The sequence below is a fragment of the Bacillus infantis genome (genome assembly GCF_020171945.1).
Taxonomy (GTDB): Bacteria; Bacillota; Bacilli; order Bacillales; family Cytobacillaceae; genus Bacillus_AB; species Bacillus_AB infantis_A.
This window is the reverse complement of record NZ_JAIVAP010000003.1, coordinates 182,692-195,769: the sequence shown is the minus strand read 5'-3', so window position 1 is coordinate 195,769 and position 13,078 is coordinate 182,692. Positions and strand designations below refer to the sequence as shown.

Here is a 13,078-nt window from a genome sequence, read left to right as displayed (position 1 = left end):
TCCGGAAAGGTTTCAGAGGCTGCAAAAAGCCTCCATTTAAAAACGGAGGCTTCTAATCAGTTCTTCAATTTCCTTCTGCTGTAAATATTCGCAAACACCCATGAAAACACGGCACCTGCTGCAGCACTGGCAAGCGCGGCCAGCCCGTCCCCCTTCAGCAGTACAACCAGGGAAAGAATGATGGTCTGCAAATAAAGGACAGCTGAGAGAAGTGAGGTAAAGGCTTTTTCCCGCCACTCACTTTTTAGCGGATACAGCTGGATCCAAAGCTTGTTTTCATGGTGGTTCCGGAGCGGCAGCAGCTGGAATCCCGTCAGATAGAGGAATAACAGCACAAGGAGGATCTGCCCCATCCCGAATGAGATTAAATAAAGCGCCGCTCCCCCGATCACTGTCAGCCTGATGAACAGGCCGAAATAATCGCCTGACCGGATGAAGGTCCGCATATATAAATGAGCATGCAGCTTATCCTGCCCATATGGGATCCTGTTTGCCAGCCAGTCCAGCCATTTGCGCCGCTTCACTCTATCTTTGAGCTTCGGCACATCTGTAAACAGATTGGCAAGGCGGTAAAAGGATGTCATCCTTCTTTCTTCCTGTTCAATGAGATATTCCCATTTCAGGCCCTTTGGTTCAGTCTGTTTCCTGAAATACAGCCATAAGACCAGCAGGACTGCAGGTACAGGAAGCAGGAACAGGATGCCGGCATTTGAAAATAAAAGATAAAGAAACGCTGCATTGAGGCAATACCTGATAACAGAATCAATCATCTTTGTATTTTTTTCCACGTAATATTGGACATGCCAGCGGATCAGAAGATTCAGCAGCTTAACAGCGAGTGAGCCTGTCAGAAAGAAGAGGAACGGCTTAAAGCTGCCCCCGTTTACGACTGCGTACATTGGCATGAATATTCCGAGGCCCATCAGCAGAAGATAGGCCTGCACGGCCCAGCTGACACCCAGCGACCTGCGGAAATAGCCTGACAGCCTGTTTTCTACAGGCAGAAGAAAGATTTTATCTGCCTCCGTCAGGAAAGTATAAACTGGGCTGTATGTCAGCAATACCCCCAGCAGGACAGCCATGATTACGGGTGCAGGAAAATCTTCCGGGACGCCTTTAAGCCATTCCTGATAATAAAAGGCTGCCATCCCGAATAGAAATACGAGCACAATGACAATATGCCCGTTCAATATATAGCGGAGGTAGCGGCTCAGTTCCTTGAGCGCACCTCCGAATCTGTTTCTCCACAGCTTTCCTTCATCAAACATAGTCTTCTTCCTTTGTCAGCTGGATATATAGATCATCAAGTGTCGCACCCGGCATGGAGAATTGCTGCTGCAGCTCAGAAAGTGTACCTGCCGCCCTCACTTTGCCCTCGTGGAGAATGACAAAACGGTCGCAATACCGCTCAGCTGTCGCAAGGATATGGGTGGACATCAATATGCCCGCACCTTCCTCCTTCATCTTCTTCATAAGGTCAAGAAGCGATTGGATGCCTAGCGGGTCCAGGCCGACAAATGGTTCGTCAACTATGTATAGTGAGGGCTGCACCAGGAAGGCGCACATGATCATGACCTTTTGCTTCATTCCCTTTGAAAAATGGGCAGGGAACCATTTCAGCCGCTTTTCCATCCGGAATTCCTTCAGAAGGCTCTTCATTCTTTCCTGATATTCTTTTTCTTCAAGGCCATAAGCCATCGCTGTCATCCTCAGATGTTCCTCAAGCGTCAGTTCATCATAAAGGATCGGGGTTTCCGGCACAAACGCGAATTTCCTTCTGTATGTCTCCTTATCCTTGGGAAATGGAGATCCATCGATTGTGATTTCCCCGGAATGCGGCTCCATCAGCCCGATGACATGCTTGATCGTCGTACTTTTGCCTGCTCCATTCAATCCAATCAGGCCGACAATTTCATTTGCATTCACAGTGAAGGAAACATCCTTCAGAACAGGATTCCTCGTATAGCCTCCTGTTATATTTTTTATATTCAACAAAGACATTCCAAAACGCCCTTCCATCTATTGTGATGCTTCTAGTTTAACAAAATGGCTGCGCCAGCAAAAGATTGAAGCAGGGCCCAGACAGAAAATTAATCTCTGCTGCATAATCCCCCTTTTGCTGGGCATTATAATCTATGAAGGGGAAAGATGATTTTCATCAATTGAAATGAGGTGTCTGTCAAAGACCAATTTCATTCAATATAAGCTTCCAGCGTTACTATAAGGGGATGGTTGCATTGCACAGGAGTGCCAATTAACCAGATACTTGGAACACATGACATTCTTCTGGAATGAGGTGTTTATCAAAGACCCATTGCCGGCTTTATAAGTTGTGAAACCTATAAAGAAACAAGGGGATGGTACGCTTGAACAAGGATCAGATCTCTCACTAAGCACTGACCATTTTAAAAAATGAGGTGTTTGTCGCAGAGAATAACCTGTAATAGAACGTTTCAGCGAAGTGATTTCCCCTTCAGAAGGAGCAGGATCCTCACCGGGTCCTGCTTTCTTTATGATGTTTAACCTGCAAACCTGCAGCTAGACTGCAAATAAATCAGCGGCTTCTCCGAGCCGGGCGGCAGCCTGTTCGATTTTCAGGCAGGCAAGCTCTGCAGCTGTTTCCACATAACCCGCAATCTGATCAAAAGTAAACACCTTTAGCGGCACAGCCAGTGCATCCTCACCGTACTCCATATCAGCAAGGCAATGCGGGATAAAAACAGGAACGGCACTGGACGGCACTTCCTCCAAATCAGGCATTTCCCTATTCTCATTTTTCAGTATCGAAGCAAGGCTGCTGCTTCCATAAACAGCAAGCAGCTTGCCATTTAGGAGTCCGAAATCCCCATGGTAAAGCTTCAATATTCCTTCATCCTTCTCCAGCCTGTTTCTCAGCCATGGCAGATAAAATCCCTTAAGCCACAGGTCATCTGCAATCAGATGTGCATAATATCCTAAGATATAAGCATGATTGCTTGTATGCCGGTACTTTTCAAGAAACGCTTCATAATCAATCGACCTTGAGAAATCTTCAGCGTTCCCCGTGTAAAAATGAGACAGCACCTTTGGCGAAACAGCATCAGGTGCAATCCCGCCGAGCAAAAAGGAAGCCTTATCCCTGATCTTCAATTTTTCTGCAGCCATATCGGCTGCCAGCAGATGCATGATTCTTGAACCCACCCTGATACTCCTCCTAAATAAATACAGTCCTTTGTTAGTTCGCCATCCTCCCTCATTATCCTTTAATCTTTCCTTAGCCGGCAAAATTGGCGAATGATTTCTCCTCATATCCCCTGGTATGGTAAAATATTGAGAAAAGGAAAGGTCAGGTGCCAATATGCAGGATTGTATTTTTTGCAAAATCATCAATGGGGAAATCCCCTCAGCAAAAGTTTATGAAAATGAACATGTATATGCTTTCCTGGACATCAGCCAGGTAACAAAGGGCCATACCCTTGTCGTCCCGAAAGTACATAAAGAAAATCTTTACGAGCTGACTCCCGATATCGCGGCACGCCTTTATGAGTCCGTTCCTGCCATCGCCAGCGCCATCAAAGAGGAATTTGACCCAATCGGCCTCAATTCTTTGAATAACAATGGCGAAGCAGCAGGACAGTCGGTATTCCATTTCCATCTGCACCTCATCCCCCGCTATGGAAAAGGCGACGGTTTCGGCGCTGTCTGGAAAACCCACCAGGACGAATATTCTCCTGAGGATCTGAAGCAGATTGCCGAAGGAATCAGCAGCCATCTTTAATATTTCATCATTAAAATCCGCACTGAAGCCGTCACTGGCTGGGGTGCGGTTTTTTTACGGGGCCCAGCTGCTTATTCCGGTGGGGCTGACCGCTTGTTTCACTCCCTTCGATTCAGAGCCCTCTATCATTAAGACAGCTTTCTGACAAATCTATTTTTAAAACATTCCAACTTTTTTGTTTACTTTCTTACTGTTTCTGATAGGATGAAATAAAGTTTTTATTCTTTAAAGCACTATAGGGAGGTATGATGATGAAACGTGCATTTAATTTCAATGCCGGCCCGGCGGCCCTCCCTCTTTCTGTACTGGAGGAGGCGCAGCGGAACTGGCTTGATTTTAACGGAACTGGAATGGGTGTCATGGAGCTCAGCCACAGGAGCCGGGAATATGAGGAGGTGCATGAAGGGGCGAAAACGCTGCTCCGGCGGATTCTAAGTGTGCCGGATGATTATGAGGTCCTCTTTCTCCAGGGCGGGGCGAGCCTTCAATTTACCATGCTGCCGATGAACCTTTTGGCAGAAGGCAAAACAGGCTATTATGCCCTTACAGGGTCATGGGCTGAAAAAGCCATGAAGGAAGCTGCCAAAATCGGCAAAACGGCAGCAGCTGCATCCAGCAAAGAAGATACATACCGCTATATACCACAGCTCTCAGACCTGGCAGAACTGAAAGATGCTGCCTATCTCCACCTTACGAGCAACAACACAATTTACGGAACTCAGTGGCAGGAATTTCCCGAAACAGATATCCCTCTTGCTGCTGATATGTCGAGCGACATCATGAGCAGAGAAATTGATGTAAGCAAATTTGATATCATTTATGCCGGAGCCCAGAAGAATATGGGTCCTTCGGGGGTAACTGCAGTAATCATGAAAAAAAGCCTGCTGTCAGGGCCCCGGGAAGATCTCCCGGTTATGCTTGACTATTTTACACACAGCAAGAGCCAGTCTCTTTATAATACGCCTCCGACGCTTGCCATCTATATGCTGAAGCTTGTGCTCGAATGGGTGGAAAAAGAAGGAGGGCTTACTGCCATCGCTGAAAGGAACAGACAGAAAGCGGAGCTTATATACAGCAGCATCGATGACAGTGAAGGCTATTATCTGGGGCATAGCAGAAAGGACAGCCGCTCTCAAATGAATATCACGTTTAACCTCCATTCCAAAGAAGCTTCAAGCCAATTCCTCCAGTCAGCCAGGGAAGCGGGATTCGTTGGACTGAATGGCCACAGGTCAATTGGCGGCTGCCGGGCATCCATCTATAACGCTGTCCCGCTTGAACATGCTGAGAAATTAGCTGAATTTATGAGAAAATTCAAAAATAAAAACTGAACAGAAACAAATTCCGTTTCATCTTAATTCATAGTGTGTTATAATACGATTAACTTTTCGCTGCAGGCAAGAGTGCACTGCAGGAAGAGAAAGAGCGAGAATAGCTGAGAAGAGGAGAGGTTAGAATTGAATACAAAGAATTTAGTTGCTTTATCATTGCTTATTGGAATGGGTGCTGTCCTTCATGCCGTTGTTCCGGGATTTTTCCTGGGAATGAAACCTGACATGATGCTCACCATGATGTTCCTCGGGATTATCCTTTTTCCTGAAAAGAAAAGTGTGCTTTTACTGGGTCTTGCAACAGGACTGATTTCCGCCCTGACAACTACTTTTCCAGCAGGACAGATCCCAAACATCATCGATAAGCCTATCACTGCTTTTGTATTTTTCGGTTTGTTTTTAGCAGTTAAGAAGTTTAATGGTTCAGTTGTTTCAGCAGCGGTCCTGACTGCCGCCGGCACCATTATTTCAGGAGCAGTATTCCTGACTTCAGCACTTTTGATTGCAGGATTGCCGGGAACCTTTGCCGCATTGTTCGTAGCTGTGGTCCTTCCTGCAGCAGCTGTCAATACAGTTGCGATGATCATCCTTTACCCGGTTGCCATGAGCATCATCAAAAGGACAAAACTGACAGCAAGCCACACATAAAACCTCTCTTGAAAAAGAGAAAAGAAAAGGGGTGCGGAAGATATCTTATCTTCCGCACCCCTTTTTCTTTTGTTTTAAAAATGTAATTGATTTTATTATTAAAAACCCCTGTTGATTGGAGCGCGCAAGGCACGGACTCCTTATAAAATGCAGCGTATTTTCATGTGAGAAAACTCTAGGAAGATGATTCACGGTCTGCGAGAAAATAGAAATCTGAGCCCCACCAGGAGCACAGCAAAGAGAAGGCCCAGCGCCTCCCCGCCGAAAGCTAAGGGCATGGAATGGAAATCAACAGACTGCATTTCCATACAGTGGAGCACATTAGTTGCCAAGAAGAAAATATTTTCTAGTTAAATCACCATTTACCTTTAAAAGCCTGTTGATTGCAGTGGAAGGCACGCAGACTCCTGCGGGAAATAGCGGAAGAGTTGAGACCCCGCAGCCGCTTGCGGTGAGGAGGCTCAACTCCGCCCCGCGGAAAGCGAAGTGCCTGGAACGGAAATCAACACCAATGTATTACTCACAACATATTCTTTTAAATTGATTCTAAATTCATTTAAACGTTCGAGAACCCTTCGCGGGCATTAGGAAAATCCAGTCAAAATAAAAGCCAGCAGAAAGAAAACGGCTCCCGCCCCCGCAAGCGCCACTGCCCTTTTCTTTAAAATTGATTTAGGAGGATACACTCCCGGCTTTTTGGAAGCCAGCACATAATAAACAGCCCCAAGGAACAAAACCCCGCACAAGGCAAACAACAGCGATGCTGCTCCGTTCAAATAACCACCCCTTCCACCGGTTAAATACCCGCTATTCCATCTTTATTCAAAATGATAGATACCTATGAACAAATGCCCCGGCAATGTTTAAGCAATGCGAAGTTGTGATAAAGGAAAAGTAACATAACAGCCTGAACATTAGAGGAATATGTTGTAAAAAGCAGAATTGATATAAAAAGAGACCCAGAGGTGATAATTGATGAAAGCCAAATCCTTACTGCTGGGATTCCTGATCGGAGGAACGGCGGCCGGCATCAGCACATTGCTGTCTGCTCCAGCCTCAGGCAGGGACACCCGGAAGATGTTCAAAGACAATAAAGAAGCAGTCGGCAGCCAGCTGGCAGAGCTTAAGACAGATTTCATGGAGCTGAAAAGATCTGCTTCCTATGCTTCAATCCAGGGAAAAGCACACCTGGGTGATTTCGTATCTGATATAAAGCACTCAGTATCTGATTGGCAGAATGCAATCCGCCCGCAAAAGCTGGAACTGCAGAGAGATCTTCAATCAATTGAGCAGTCATTGACAGAGCTGGAAAATTCAATCGGCAGTTCAGAATCCGGCTCTAAATGAAAATGATAAAAAATCCTTCTTTTTTGAAGAAAAATCCTTCAATTAAAGAAGGATTTTTTCATTTTAGGCAGAAAAGTAATATATTATAAAAATTGTTATTTTAGCAGTTCTTTTAATAAACCCTTGCTGTAATGCCCCTGAACACCTATCATAATATTTATTAAGCGGATTTTCTAAAAATTTTGTATATTTATACCTTTATTAATTTTTGTTTTATTGGCATAATGATAATAGAGAATAAAAAAGTAGGTGGATTTATAGATGACGGAAAAACACTATTCAATGAAGGAAGCGATGCTTTTTAGCCAACGGATAGCTCAAATCAGCAAGGCTTTATGGAAATCGATTGAGAAGGACTGGCAGCAATGGATCAAGCCATTTGACCTGAATATCAACGAACACCATATTATCTGGATTGCGTACCATTTAAATGGCGCCTCCATTTCTGATGTGGCAAAATTCGGTGTCATGCATGTGTCGACAGCCTTTAATTTTTCTAAAAAATTGGAAGAAAGGGGCCTTCTGAAATTCTCAAAAAAAGAAACTGATAAAAGAAATACGTATATTCAGCTGACTGAAAAGGGTGAAAGCGTTTTACTCGAACTGATGGAGAGTTATGAGCCTGAAACTAATGCCGTCTTTTCCGGTGCAATGCCCTTAAGGGATCTGTATGGAAAGTTTCCGGATTTTGTTGAAGTCATGGCGATCGTCCGCAATATATATGGAGATGACTTTATGGAGATTTTTGAAAAGTCTTTCGCCAATATAGAAGGCGAATTCGTAGATGAAGAAGGCAAGCTGAAGAAAAAAGAGACTGCAGAGAAAGAAATCGTTTAGACTACAGATACTTTTTGAGTTCTGACATAAGATCCATGAACAGGTTCTGCCTGAGGCAGGCCGGGATCACCATCTCAGGTTTCAGAGATGGATGGAGCTTATGCTTAAATTCTGTATAAAGCGGATGAAAGTAAACAAACCCTTCCGCTTTTTGTTCTTCCAGTTCTTTGCTCAGTTCATCACAAAGGTGGAAGAATTCTGTTACCTCTTTTTGAGCCAGCGATTTTTCGACAACCATTCTGTAGAATGGCAATGTCTGCCCGGAAGCCATCATCAATAAAAGCTTCTGATGATATTCCAGTTTTTCAATTCGTTCTAATAGTTCCCCGATATTCATGAAAGAGTCCCCGCTTTTGAATAGCCCATTCTATTTTTATGGATTTTCTTTGCTTAGCTAATTATACAATCAAATTGGTGAAAAATGTCGTTTTTTTATCATTGATTTTTTATTCCAATCATCGTAAAGTATCCCTTGTGAGTTTTTTAGAAAAACCGCATGAATACTCTTCGGAGGCTGATACGATGAACTGCTGGAAGACGATCAATTACACAAAAGACTATGGATCCCAGAGAATATTTATCCTGTCTTCCATTACAATGATCATAACCTTTATATTCCTGTACGTGCCTGCATCTTATTATTTTGTGCAATCTTCTTTTTATGATAATTATTTCTTTGTTTTTATTGCCTGCTTTTGGCTGATATACCCTGTCCATAAGCTGCTGCACTTTCTCCCTGTTGCCCATCTTGGGAAAAAGGTGCAAAAGAAGGTATCATTCAGGCTCGGCATTCCGCTGATCCATGTCAGAGTGACTGAACCAATTTCAAAGGCGGCATTCATCATCGCTTTATTGGCGCCTTTTGTTGTCATCAACGGAATTCTGCTCGCAGCCTGCTGGCATTTTCCTCATTATGTACATTATATTACCATGCTGCTCGCATATCATGCAGGACTTTGCTTCTCAGATATGCTCTGCATGAAAAATATATGCACTGCTCCGCAGCAGGCATATATAGAAGAAAATGAAGAGGGAATCGAGATCCTGGTCTACAGGGCTCACTAGACAGGCAGCTGCAGAGGCTGCCTCTTTATTTTCATGGAAGCATCCCCCCATTGTTGTTGATTTTGGGCTCATTATAGCCAGATATTCATCCTGCCGCCAATAAAGCTCGCTTTCTTTGCGGCAGGATGAATATCTGGCTGCATTTAGCTGTGCTGAAATGCGTGTGAAACAAAGTTTCACACGCATGAGCCCAAAATCAACAAGGTACACTAACACAGCCTTCATATAAGAGGGCCCGGCTGAATATAATGAGCAGATCAGGCCGTCCTTAATACTATCTTTTTTGCCTTTTTTTTGTTATTGTATGTATCATATAAAAGTCTGTCATCAAGGAGGGAATAGTCAGATGATCTCCGTATTTATCCTGTTTGCTATTTTCATATTGTTCTATATCAACAAGATGACGAATTCCCTTTGTCTGCAGAAGGAAATCCCGGAAGAGAAACAGCCAAAGGTGTTCAGGACCATCAATATCCTGATCACGATCCTTTTGGTATCCTCTTTCGTGGAACTGCTGTTTGCATAAATCTACATATAGCTTTTTTATGCTGCGAAGATTGCCAAGCGGGGGCCGGCCCTGCAGATCAAGGATTTCAGCAAATAAACAATGGTTAAAAGCGGTGAGGATTCCCCCCACCGCTTTTAATTTTATATTCTTGCTTAAACGAAGGCCTGCTATTACAGCCAGGAAGCCCCGATAATAATCAGGAGAATAAATAGGACTACAATCAACGCAAAACCTCCGCCGTAACCTGCTCCACCGGACATAATTAATCCCCCTTTCAATAATTGGACAGTGCTTTGCTCAGCTTGAATGCCTGAAGAACACAGGCATTTTTACAGCCAGGCAGCACCTACAATAATTAACAAGATGAACAGAACAACAATCAACGCGAAACCACCGCCATATGCGTATCCCACGGTAACACCTCCTTTAAGGCTGTTACTTCATGCTATTCAACGAACATTGGGGCCTATCAGGCTTAAGCCGGGAGTCCCCAAGATCTTGTTAATAGAAAGAAAGGGCTGATGCATTTTGGTTTTTACTTTCCCTTTCTACTCCATATCTTATGTCCGGAAAGAAATATCCGGCATAGGCAAAACACCCATTTTTTGAAAAGATTTCTAAAAGGTTTCAGATATTGTTTTTGCTCTAAATGGAATATGTGTTATAGTAATGGTTGTGTATTACAGCAAATTCAAAAAACTTTAGGAGTGTTCAACATGAAAAAATGGATGCTATCCCTTTCCATAGCTGCCGGGGTTATAGGTCTGAGCGCATGCAGCTCCAATGCAGACGACAGCTCAGAAGTTGTAGTCGAAACAAAAGCAGGCGATATTACAAAGGACGAGCTATATAATGCAATGAAGGACAAGGTTGGCGAACAGGCCGTCCAGGAGCTTGTTTACAAAAAGGTCTTGTCTGAAAAGTATAAAGTTACAGATGAAGAGCTTAATGAAAAAATCGATGAGCTGAAACAGCAGCTTGGCGCAAACTTTGAGATGGCATTGGCCCAGTATGGCTATAAAGACGAAGAAGATCTGAAGGAAACATTCAGGACTGGCCTTCTTCAGGAAAAGGCAGCCATCAAGGATGTAGAGGCAACTGAAAAAGAAGTGAAAGAATACTATGATAACTATAAGCCGGAAATCAAGGCCCGCCACATTCTTGTGGAAGATGAAAAAACGGCCAAGGAAGTAAAGAAAAAGCTTGATGAAGGTGCAAAATTTGAGGATCTGGCTACTGAATATTCAAAAGATCCAGGCTCTGCAGCAAACGGCGGAGATCTTGGCTGGTTCGGTGCCGGCAAGATGGTCCCTGAATTCGAAGAAGCAGCTTACGCGCTGGATGTAAATGAAATCAGCGAGCCGGTCAAAACCGAGCATGGCTACCATATCATCCAGACTACCGAGAAAAAAGAAAAGAAATCCTTTGAAGAAATGAAGGAAAAAATGGAATATGAAGTGAAAGTGTCCAAGCTTGATGGCGAAAAAATCCAAGCGGCAATGGACCGTGAACTGAAGGACGCAAACGTGAAATTCAAGGATGAAGACCTTGAAGGCAGCCTTGATAATGAGGCAGCTGCACAATAATAATTCAAATGAAAAAGGCAGATCCCCAGGATCCGCCTTTTTTTTGCAATAATATCTTCGATTACTGTCTAGCAGCTGCGCCTGCCCCTTCGAGGTCACCCCCAGTAAGCTGGTCATGCAGACGTTGCCCCAGGACGCGGCATTCTTAGTCTGCGTTCCTTAAGTTGACCAAGGCGCTTGCGCTTTTCTTACGAAAGAGAACGTGAAGCTGATTTCCGCTCTTCCTTCTCCCTTTCAAGCCTTTTCATGTATATTTCTCCTTCACTTTCTATTCCTTCCCTCTCCTCCCTCCGCTCTTCTTTCCCAGTCTTTACAGCCATTATGGCGCTTATGATAATCCCTGCTGCAACCAAGTATACCCAGATTGGAATCATTGTTTTATTGTCTCCTTTCCATGAAGGGCTGTCCCATCTTTTCTTTGTAGCTTATATATATGGCTGAGAGGATTAAAATATGTTTTTTAGAATAAAATTCATTTTGCGGGTTTATCCTTCCCTCATCAGGGTATAAAGCTATGAAGGTGCTTTTTTATACAAAAAAACAGCTGACCGTCATATATGAGGTTCAGCTGCTTAGCTATATACTAATAAATTGTCCATAATTCAATCCGCCTGCAGTTTTATAGTTGGGATTCAATGTCCCCGATCATTTCATCAATCGTTTCAGATACCTCAGTTGTTTTCCTCGCAATGGAAATGCTGAATTCCAATAGTTCCTTATAATTTTTCACTGGAATGTCCGAATTCGTTTTTTCATATTCATTAAGCTGCAGTCCAATATTCTGCAAAATATACAAAGCCTCTTCCATTGATCCTCTTTCAGCTTTAAACATTCACATTTCCCCCTTTATCTATAATGGTTATATTATGGATTATTTGGCCCAATAATGACATGGTAATAATTTCTAATAAAGTTATTTATTTTTTCCGGACTTTCCAATTGCCGGTATGACAGGATTTCTGAACCACCCCTCTTTTTTTGGTAAATTACGCCACAATCAAAACACCCCGGCCATTTGGGCACGGGGTGTTTTTGGCAATTATTATTTATGGAATACCGGCTTATAAAAGGCACGGTTATCAAGTGCAAATACTCGCTCTGTATATTCGCCAGGCTTCACTCTTTCCAATGCCCTGTCCATCATATTCATCTTTGCATCCAGATTATCTATATAATGGAGTATTTCCGCCTCTTTGATCATCGGCGGCTTCGGGCTGCCCCATTCTGCTTTGCCATGATGGGAAAGCACCAGATGCTGGAGCACAAGCACCTCTTCGCCAGAGATGCCCAGTTCATCTGCAGCCTTGCCGATTTCAGTCACCATGATCGTAATATGTCCAAGCAGATTTCCTTCCACCGTATAAGAAGTCGAAATCGGCCCGGAAAGCTCTATTACCTTTCCAAGGTCATGTAGAATAACCCCGGCATACAAAAGATCCTTATCAAGGCTTGGATAAAGCCCGGAAATCGCCTTGGCAAGGTCCAGCATGCTCACGACATGGTAAGCCAGTCCGGAAACAAATTCATGATGGTTCTTTGTTGCTGCAGGATAATGGAGGAAAGCCTCATTATGCTTTTTGATCAGATGCCTTGTGATACGCTGGATATTCGGATTCTTCATCTCAAATATATACTGTGTGATTTTGCTGGTCATTTCATCTGTGCCGATCGGGGCTGTCTCCAGGAAGTCTGCCAGTTTGACAGAATCAGATGGTGAGGCCGTCCGGATCTGGCGGATCCGCAATTGGCTCCGGCCCCGGTAATTCTGGATATCGCCTGCGACTTTAACAATCGTTTCAGGAGAATAGCTTTTAACATCTTCTTCAGAAGCATCCCAGAGCTTTGCTTCTATATCGCCGCTTTGATCCTGGAAGACGAGCGATAAGAATGGTTTGCCATTGCTGGCAATTCCTTTCGTCGAGCTTTTAATCAGCATGAACAGCTCTGCCTGCTCTCCAACCTCGTAATTCATAATCCCCTTATTCATAGGTCTACCGAC

18 protein-coding genes are annotated in these 13,078 nt (G+C 43.8%); 8 read left to right on the top strand and 10 right to left on the bottom strand.

Translation table 11 applies throughout. The features are described 5' to 3' along the window. Nucleotides 1-56: 56 nt before the first annotated feature. The 3 genes from LCM00_RS07775 to LCM00_RS07765 form a co-directional block, all read right to left on the bottom strand. A complete protein-coding gene (locus tag LCM00_RS07775) occupies nucleotides 57-1,268 on the bottom strand; it encodes an ABC transporter permease (protein WP_224899768.1) in 1,212 nt (403 codons plus the stop codon). Then, entirely contained in the window at nucleotides 1,261-2,001 is a 741-nt protein-coding gene (locus LCM00_RS07770) for an ABC transporter ATP-binding protein (RefSeq protein WP_224899765.1), read from the bottom strand. Before LCM00_RS07770 ends, LCM00_RS07775 begins: the two co-directional genes overlap by 8 nt. Before the next feature lie 537 nt (nucleotides 2,002-2,538). Continuing rightward, entirely contained in the window at nucleotides 2,539-3,180 is a 642-nt protein-coding gene (locus LCM00_RS07765) for a zinc dependent phospholipase C family protein (RefSeq protein ID WP_224899762.1), read from the bottom strand. 157 nt (nucleotides 3,181-3,337) lie between these two features. On the opposite strand from LCM00_RS07765, the gene LCM00_RS07760 reads away from it, so the two are divergent. The 3 genes from LCM00_RS07760 to LCM00_RS07750 all read left to right on the top strand — a co-directional run bounded on the left by LCM00_RS07760 (nucleotide 3,338) and on the right by LCM00_RS07750 (nucleotide 5,736). Further along, nucleotides 3,338-3,757, top strand: a complete 420-nt coding sequence (locus tag LCM00_RS07760; RefSeq protein WP_224899759.1) for an HIT family protein — start codon at nucleotides 3,338-3,340, stop codon at nucleotides 3,755-3,757. A 251-nt stretch (nucleotides 3,758-4,008) separates the two neighbouring features. Next, the gene (serC, locus tag LCM00_RS07755; protein WP_224899756.1) at nucleotides 4,009-5,088 is read left to right on the top strand and encodes a 3-phosphoserine/phosphohydroxythreonine transaminase; all 1,080 of its coding nucleotides are present in this window, start codon (nucleotides 4,009-4,011) and stop codon (nucleotides 5,086-5,088) included. Nucleotides 5,089-5,214: 126 nt separating this feature from the next. After that, the gene (locus LCM00_RS07750; protein WP_009793976.1) at nucleotides 5,215-5,736 is read left to right on the top strand and encodes a tryptophan transporter; all 522 of its coding nucleotides are present in this window, start codon (nucleotides 5,215-5,217) and stop codon (nucleotides 5,734-5,736) included. 584 nt (nucleotides 5,737-6,320) lie between these two features. On the opposite strand, the gene LCM00_RS07745 is transcribed toward LCM00_RS07750, so the two are convergent. Further along, entirely contained in the window at nucleotides 6,321-6,512 is a 192-nt protein-coding gene (locus LCM00_RS07745; RefSeq protein ID WP_224899753.1) for a hypothetical protein, read from the bottom strand. 199 nt (nucleotides 6,513-6,711) lie between these two features. Between LCM00_RS07745 and LCM00_RS07740 the strand changes: the two genes are divergently transcribed. Together LCM00_RS07740 and LCM00_RS07735 are read left to right on the top strand one after the other, a co-directional pair. Then, the gene (locus LCM00_RS07740) at nucleotides 6,712-7,083 is read left to right on the top strand and encodes a YtxH domain-containing protein (protein ID WP_224900589.1); all 372 of its coding nucleotides are present in this window, start codon (nucleotides 6,712-6,714) and stop codon (nucleotides 7,081-7,083) included. Nucleotides 7,084-7,344: 261 nt separating this feature from the next. Next, nucleotides 7,345-7,920, top strand: coding sequence for an HTH-type transcriptional regulator Hpr (locus tag LCM00_RS07735; protein ID WP_009793979.1), 576 nt, complete (start codon nucleotides 7,345-7,347; stop codon nucleotides 7,918-7,920). 1 nt (nucleotide 7,921) lies between these two features. On the opposite strand, the gene LCM00_RS07730 is transcribed toward LCM00_RS07735, so the two are convergent. Then, nucleotides 7,922-8,257: a YhaI family protein gene (locus LCM00_RS07730; protein WP_224899750.1), complete on the bottom strand. Its 336-nt coding sequence runs from the start codon at nucleotides 8,255-8,257 to the stop codon at nucleotides 7,922-7,924. 185 nt (nucleotides 8,258-8,442) lie between these two features. Between LCM00_RS07730 and LCM00_RS07725 the strand changes: the two genes are divergently transcribed. Both LCM00_RS07725 and LCM00_RS07720 read left to right on the top strand, forming a co-directional pair. Next, nucleotides 8,443-8,985 (top strand): DUF3267 domain-containing protein, encoded by a 543-nt coding sequence (locus LCM00_RS07725; RefSeq protein WP_224899748.1) that lies wholly within the window; start codon nucleotides 8,443-8,445, stop codon nucleotides 8,983-8,985. Nucleotides 8,986-9,331: 346 nt separating this feature from the next. After that, nucleotides 9,332-9,511 (top strand): hypothetical protein, encoded by a 180-nt coding sequence (locus LCM00_RS07720; protein WP_009793914.1) that lies wholly within the window; start codon nucleotides 9,332-9,334, stop codon nucleotides 9,509-9,511. 152 nt (nucleotides 9,512-9,663) lie between these two features. On the opposite strand, the gene LCM00_RS07715 is transcribed toward LCM00_RS07720, so the two are convergent. After that, on the bottom strand, nucleotides 9,664-9,753 hold the full coding sequence (locus LCM00_RS07715; protein WP_022543565.1) for a YjcZ family sporulation protein: 90 nt from the start codon (nucleotides 9,751-9,753) through the stop codon (nucleotides 9,664-9,666). Between the two features lie 69 nt (nucleotides 9,754-9,822). Continuing rightward, nucleotides 9,823-9,906, bottom strand: a complete 84-nt coding sequence (locus LCM00_RS07710; RefSeq protein ID WP_022543564.1) for a YjcZ family sporulation protein — start codon at nucleotides 9,904-9,906, stop codon at nucleotides 9,823-9,825. A gap of 303 nt (nucleotides 9,907-10,209) precedes the next feature. Between LCM00_RS07710 and LCM00_RS07705 the strand changes: the two genes are divergently transcribed. Further along, entirely contained in the window at nucleotides 10,210-11,079 is an 870-nt protein-coding gene (locus LCM00_RS07705; protein ID WP_224899744.1) for a peptidylprolyl isomerase, read from the top strand. Between the two features lie 188 nt (nucleotides 11,080-11,267). Here LCM00_RS07705 and LCM00_RS07700 read toward each other — a convergent pair whose 3' ends face one another. The 3 genes from LCM00_RS07700 to yhaM form a co-directional block, all read right to left on the bottom strand. Continuing rightward, nucleotides 11,268-11,453, bottom strand: coding sequence for a sporulation YhaL family protein (locus LCM00_RS07700; RefSeq protein ID WP_009793916.1), 186 nt, complete (start codon nucleotides 11,451-11,453; stop codon nucleotides 11,268-11,270). Between the two features lie 245 nt (nucleotides 11,454-11,698). Further along, a complete protein-coding gene (locus tag LCM00_RS07695; protein ID WP_224899741.1) occupies nucleotides 11,699-11,911 on the bottom strand; it encodes a hypothetical protein in 213 nt (70 codons plus the stop codon). Between the two features lie 210 nt (nucleotides 11,912-12,121). Further along, nucleotides 12,122-13,066 (bottom strand): 3'-5' exoribonuclease YhaM, encoded by a 945-nt coding sequence (gene yhaM, locus LCM00_RS07690; RefSeq protein ID WP_224899738.1) that lies wholly within the window; start codon nucleotides 13,064-13,066, stop codon nucleotides 12,122-12,124. Between the last annotated feature and the right edge of the window lie 12 nt (nucleotides 13,067-13,078).

Bases quoted from the DNA above. Each gene is read 5' to 3' on its own strand.
- LCM00_RS07730 (WP_224899750.1), bottom strand. From the start codon at position 8,257: ATGAATATCGGGGAACTATTAGAACGAATTGAAAAACTGGAATATCAT.
- LCM00_RS07735 (WP_009793979.1), top strand. From the start codon at position 7,345: ATGACGGAAAAACACTATTCAATGAAGGAAGCGATGCTTTTTAGCCAA.
- LCM00_RS07760 (WP_224899759.1), top strand. From the start codon at position 3,338: ATGCAGGATTGTATTTTTTGCAAAATCATCAATGGGGAAATCCCCTCA.
- serC (WP_224899756.1), top strand. From the start codon at position 4,009: ATGAAACGTGCATTTAATTTCAATGCCGGCCCGGCGGCCCTCCCTCTT.
- LCM00_RS07725 (WP_224899748.1), top strand. From the start codon at position 8,443: ATGAACTGCTGGAAGACGATCAATTACACAAAAGACTATGGATCCCAG.
- LCM00_RS07770 (WP_224899765.1), bottom strand. From the start codon at position 2,001: ATGTCTTTGTTGAATATAAAAAATATAACAGGAGGCTATACGAGGAAT.
- LCM00_RS07775 (WP_224899768.1), bottom strand. From the start codon at position 1,268: ATGTTTGATGAAGGAAAGCTGTGGAGAAACAGATTCGGAGGTGCGCTC.
- LCM00_RS07720 (WP_009793914.1), top strand. From the start codon at position 9,332: ATGATCTCCGTATTTATCCTGTTTGCTATTTTCATATTGTTCTATATC.
- LCM00_RS07740 (WP_224900589.1), top strand. From the start codon at position 6,712: ATGAAAGCCAAATCCTTACTGCTGGGATTCCTGATCGGAGGAACGGCG.
- yhaM (WP_224899738.1), bottom strand. From the start codon at position 13,066: ATGAATAAGGGGATTATGAATTACGAGGTTGGAGAGCAGGCAGAGCTG.
- LCM00_RS07705 (WP_224899744.1), top strand. From the start codon at position 10,210: ATGAAAAAATGGATGCTATCCCTTTCCATAGCTGCCGGGGTTATAGGT.
- LCM00_RS07715 (WP_022543565.1), bottom strand. From the start codon at position 9,753: ATGTCCGGTGGAGCAGGTTACGGCGGAGGTTTTGCGTTGATTGTAGTC.
- LCM00_RS07695 (WP_224899741.1), bottom strand. From the start codon at position 11,911: ATGTTTAAAGCTGAAAGAGGATCAATGGAAGAGGCTTTGTATATTTTG.
- LCM00_RS07700 (WP_009793916.1), bottom strand. From the start codon at position 11,453: ATGATTCCAATCTGGGTATACTTGGTTGCAGCAGGGATTATCATAAGC.